This window comes from Hydrocarboniphaga sp., from assembly GCF_028291725.1.
In the GTDB taxonomy this organism is placed as follows: Bacteria; Pseudomonadota; Gammaproteobacteria; order Nevskiales; family Nevskiaceae; genus Hydrocarboniphaga.
Genome location: NZ_JAQGNT010000118.1, coordinates 1 through 4,116 on the forward strand (window position 1 = coordinate 1; position 4,116 = coordinate 4,116).

The 4,116-nt window shown below is 64.5% G+C and carries 5 protein-coding genes; all 5 read right to left on the reverse strand.

The window, feature by feature from the left end:
* Positions 1 to 74: 74 nt before the first annotated feature.
* Entirely contained in the window at positions 75 to 797 is a 723-nt protein-coding gene (locus JWQ90_RS28685) for a UDP-2,3-diacylglucosamine diphosphatase (RefSeq protein ID WP_299698521.1), read from the reverse strand.
* 25 nt (positions 798 to 822) lie between these two features.
* Positions 823 to 1,335 (reverse strand): peptidylprolyl isomerase, encoded by a 513-nt coding sequence (locus JWQ90_RS28690; RefSeq protein WP_299698522.1) that lies wholly within the window; start codon positions 1,333 to 1,335, stop codon positions 823 to 825.
* A 67-nt stretch (positions 1,336 to 1,402) separates the two neighbouring features.
* Positions 1,403 to 1,996 carry a peptidylprolyl isomerase gene (locus JWQ90_RS28695; RefSeq protein ID WP_299698523.1) on the reverse strand — a complete coding sequence of 198 codons (594 nt, stop codon included), beginning with the start codon at positions 1,994 to 1,996 and terminating at the stop codon, positions 1,403 to 1,405.
* A gap of 61 nt (positions 1,997 to 2,057) precedes the next feature.
* Positions 2,058 to 3,098, reverse strand: coding sequence for a tRNA dihydrouridine(20/20a) synthase DusA (gene dusA, locus JWQ90_RS28700; RefSeq protein ID WP_299698524.1), 1,041 nt, complete (start codon positions 3,096 to 3,098; stop codon positions 2,058 to 2,060).
* An 88-nt stretch (positions 3,099 to 3,186) separates the two neighbouring features.
* Positions 3,187 to 3,777: a histidine phosphatase family protein gene (locus JWQ90_RS28705; RefSeq protein WP_299698525.1), complete on the reverse strand. Its 591-nt coding sequence runs from the start codon at positions 3,775 to 3,777 to the stop codon at positions 3,187 to 3,189.
* Positions 3,778 to 4,116 lie beyond the last annotated feature (339 nt).

A 4,116-nucleotide genomic window follows, 5' to 3' on the forward strand; every position in this document is an offset into this window, starting at 1 on the left:
GGAGCGGCTCTTAGCCGCGATTGAGGCTGCACCGACACAATCGCGGCTAAGAGCCGCTCCTACAGGTTGCGGAATCAGACGAGATTGATCCGTCGACGCACGCCGCCGTTGATTTCCAGATACTCGCGTCTATCATCGCGCCAATCCGCCAGCACGATGCGCTCGCCGGCGATACCGCCACTCGCGACCTTATGCTCCGCAGGTCGGTGCGTGTGCCCGTGAATCAAGTGCAGCGTCTGCGCCTTGTGCAGACCGCGTGCGACCGCGGCGTCGTTGACGTCCATGATCTGCGCGCTCTTGCCCGTCTTGGCTTCGCGACTGCTGCCGCGAACGCCGCCCGCGATGCGCTCGCGCCAGCGGCGCGGCAGGCGTGCGAAAATCGCCTGTACGGCGCGATTGCGCGAGAAGCGCCGCCATTTCTGGTAGCCGACATCGTCGGTGCAGAACGCGTCTCCATGCGTCAGCAGCCAGCGTTCGCCATCGATATCGACAACGCTGGGATCGGCCAGCAAGCGCGCGCCACTGGCGCGTTCGAACGTAGGGCCGAGCAGAAAATCGCGGTTGCCACGCTGAACCCGGACCGGCACGCCGGACGCCGTCAGTGACGCGAGCCCTGCGATTTCCGCGGCATAAACGTCCAGGCCGACGTCATCACCGATCCAGTATTCAAACAAATCACCGAGGATGTAGACCACGCTGGCGCTGCGCGCCGGGCCGTCCAGAAACGCGATGAAACTGTCGCGTAGTGCGGACGGCTGCGGCGGCAGGTGCAGATCGGACAGCAGCAGCGTGCTCATCGGGCGTGCTGCTGTCGCGTATTGCCTAGATGATCGTCGCCGACTTGATCACGATCTGCGTCGTCGGCACGTCGCGGCCGAAAGGACGCGCGGAGCCGGTGGGCGTCTCGGCGATCTTGTCGACGATGTCCACGCCGCCGGTGACTTCGCCGAACACCGCATAGCCCCAGCCGTCCTGGCCCGGATAGTCGAGGAAATCGTTGTCGCCATGGTTGATGAAGAACTGGCTGCTGGCCGAATGCGGGTCGCCGGTACGCGCCATCGCCACCGTGCCCCGCTTGTTTTTCAGGCCGTTTTTGGCTTCATTTTCGATCGGAGCCTGGGTGCGCTTCTGGTTGTATTCGCTGTCGTAGCCGCCGCCTTGGATCATGAAACCCTTGATCACGCGGTGGAACACCAGGCCGTCGTAGTGGCCGGCTTTCACGTAGTCGACGAAGTTGGCGACGGTCTTCGGCGCCTTGGCGGCATCGAGTTTCAGCGTGATGTCGCCGAGATTGGTGCTCAGCAGGACCTGCACGGGTGGATTGCTGTCGGACATTTTCCAGTTCTCTCTAGGTTGTTTGGAATGCTGTTTGGAATGGTGCCTGAATCAGGCTACTTCCGGGCTACTTCGCCGGCGACGGGTCGACCGTCATCCGGGTGATGATGATCGGCGTCTGCGGCACATCGCTTGGAAACGGACCGCCGGGGCCGGTTGGGATCGCTTCCATCTTGTCGACCACGTCCATGCCCTCGATCACACGGCCGAAAACGGCGTAGCCCCAGCCGTCGAAGCTCGGATAATCGAGATTGGTGTTGTCGACGAAGTTGATGAAGAACTCGCTGGTTGCCGATTGCGGCATGCCGGTACGCGCCATCGCGATGCTACCGCGCACATTCTTCAGCCCGTTGTCAGCCTCGCTGCGAACCGGAGCCTGCATCTTGCGCTGTTTGAAGGCGCTGTCGTAGCCGCCGCCCTGGGCCATGAAACCGGCGATCACGCGGCTGAAGATCAGGCCGTTGTAGTAGCCGCTGTTGACGTAGCCGACGAAGTTGGCGACGGTCTTCGGCGCATGCTGAGGATCGAGCTGCAGCACGATGCGGCCGACCGAGGTTTCCATGCGCACGACGACCGTCGGAACCGCGGCCGCGGCAATGCTCTGAGCGGCGGCGGTCGATGTGCAGATCAATAACAACAGGCAACTCAGCAGGCGCGTCATCGATGGCATTCCATGGTGGCGTGGACGCGATCCGAAGATCGGGCCGGGTCCGGGTCGCGCATTATGCCGCGGCGCGCTCGTCCACGACGTTCAGCATGTCCTGTGCCCGCGGCATCGCGTTCATCAGCACGTCGATGCCGGCGCCGGGCTGGTGCGCCCGTTCCGACAGCGTACGCCGGAACTGGCGCCCGCCCGCCTGGCCGCGATACAGCCCGAGCAGATGGCGGCTGATGTGCTTCAGCGGCGTGCCGGCGGCCAGTTGGCGCTCGACATAGGGACGATAGGCCGCAAGCACCGCGTCGCGTGTCGGCATACTGGCGGGCGTGCCACCGATGACGGCGAACAGCGCCGCGTCGATCGCCGCCAGCGCATAAGGATTCTCATAGGCCTCGCGGCCGAGCATCACGCCGTCGACCTGTGCAAGATGTGTCTCGCAATCGGCCAGGCTGCGAATGCCGCCATTGATGACGATCGTCAGCTGCGGATAGTCCTGTTTCAGTCGATAGACGTGCTCGTAAGTCAGCGGCGGGATTTCGCGATTCTCGCGCGGCGACAAACCCTGCAACCAGGCCTTGCGCGCATGCACGATAAACACCGTGCAGCCGGCGGCGGCGACGCTCTCGACGAAGTGGCGCATGAACGCATAGTCCTCGCAATCGTCCACGCCAATCCGGTGCTTGACCGTGACCGGCAGGCTCGTCGCGCGGCGCATCGCGGCGACGCTGGCGGCGACGCGCTCGGGCTCGCGCATCAGGCAGGCGCCGAAGCTGCCTTCCTGCACGCGGTCCGAGGGGCAGCCGCAGTTCAGGTTCACCTCGTCGTAGTTCCAGGCTTCCGCCATTTCCGCGCAGCGGGCGAGCGCGTCGGGCTCCGAGCCTCCGAGTTGCAGCGCCAGCGGATGTTCGCCGGCGTCGAAGCGCAGGTGGCGCGCGACGTCGCCATGCAGCAGCGCACCGGTGGTGACCATCTCGGTGTACAGCAGCGCATGCGGTGCCAGCAGCCGGTGAAAGCTGCGGCAATGGGTGTCACTCCAATCCATCATCGGCGCAATGCAGAGGCGGCGCGCGGGCGGTGCAATCGAGGTGGTGGCGAATGCGGTCAAAAGCGAAAATCCGGTCAACTGGACCGCCATTTTGCCGTTTTTTTGGCCGTTCAGTGCCAGCGCGGCGAAAAACCGCTAAACCACGGTCTCAGCTGGCCGCTTCCGAGCCGATCCAGCGCTCGATCCGCTCGGCGGAGTAATGAAAAAGCTCGCCATTCATCGGCCGCGGAAGATGCCGCAGATCACCCGGCGCCAGGTGCTCCAGTTGCAGGCGCAGCGCGCGGATCACGAAGCCGTGGACGATCAACAGCACCGACTGCTCCGGGAATCGACCGGCGACGTCGCGCAGGCCGGCGCCGGTGCGTGCGACCAGCTCGTGCAGCGGCTCGGCGCCAGGCGGTTGTTCGTCGAAAGAGAAGATCCCGCCGCGGTCGAACAGCTCGGGGTCCAGCGCGCGCGCCTCGGCGTAGGTCAGGCCTTCCCAGCGGCCGAAGCCGCGTTCGCGAAATGCGGCGTGCGTGAGCGCCGGCACGCCGAGCGCCTCGATGATCGGCGCCGCGGTCTGCTGGGCCCGCAGCAGCGGCGACACCACGATCTGCTGGATGCGCCGCGGCACGGCTGCCGCCAACTCGGCCGCCTGCTGGTGCCCGCGCTCGTTGAGTGGCTCGTCGTAGGTCCCCTGGTAGCGGTCGCCGACGTTCCAGTTGGTCTGCCCATGGCGGGCCAGGAAAAGTTCCATGCGAGGAGTCTACGATTTTCGGGCCTCGCTTGATCGATGAGCTTGATTGATGAGTGTCCGAGCGGGTCATACCCGCGACTGTGCCGGCGGGGCTTCAGTCGCGGGTATGACCCGCTCCTACAGTTGCAGCTGAGTAGGTTGGGGTGAGCGCAGCGAACCCCAACATCAGCGCGAACTATTGTTGGGGTTCGCTGCGCTCACCCCAACCTACACGCTAGTGGTCCGTTGCATGCTTGGCGACACAAATAAAACCGATGGATTTCGGCCTGTGGCAAGGCGCAAACCACAGCAATAGCACCGCTATTGCGAGGATTTGCAACGCCGCCGCAGGTCGAAAGA

What these genes read in the sequence shown, in the direction of transcription:
- JWQ90_RS28685 (WP_299698521.1), bottom strand. Translation starts at nt 797, where the DNA reads ATGAGCACGCTGCTGCTGTCCGATCTGCACCTGCCGCCGCAGCCGTCC.
- JWQ90_RS28705 (WP_299698525.1), bottom strand. Translation starts at nt 3,777, where the DNA reads ATGGAACTTTTCCTGGCCCGCCATGGGCAGACCAACTGGAACGTCGGC.
- JWQ90_RS28695 (WP_299698523.1), bottom strand. Translation starts at nt 1,996, where the DNA reads ATGACGCGCCTGCTGAGTTGCCTGTTGTTATTGATCTGCACATCGACC.
- JWQ90_RS28690 (WP_299698522.1), bottom strand. Translation starts at nt 1,335, where the DNA reads ATGTCCGACAGCAATCCACCCGTGCAGGTCCTGCTGAGCACCAATCTC.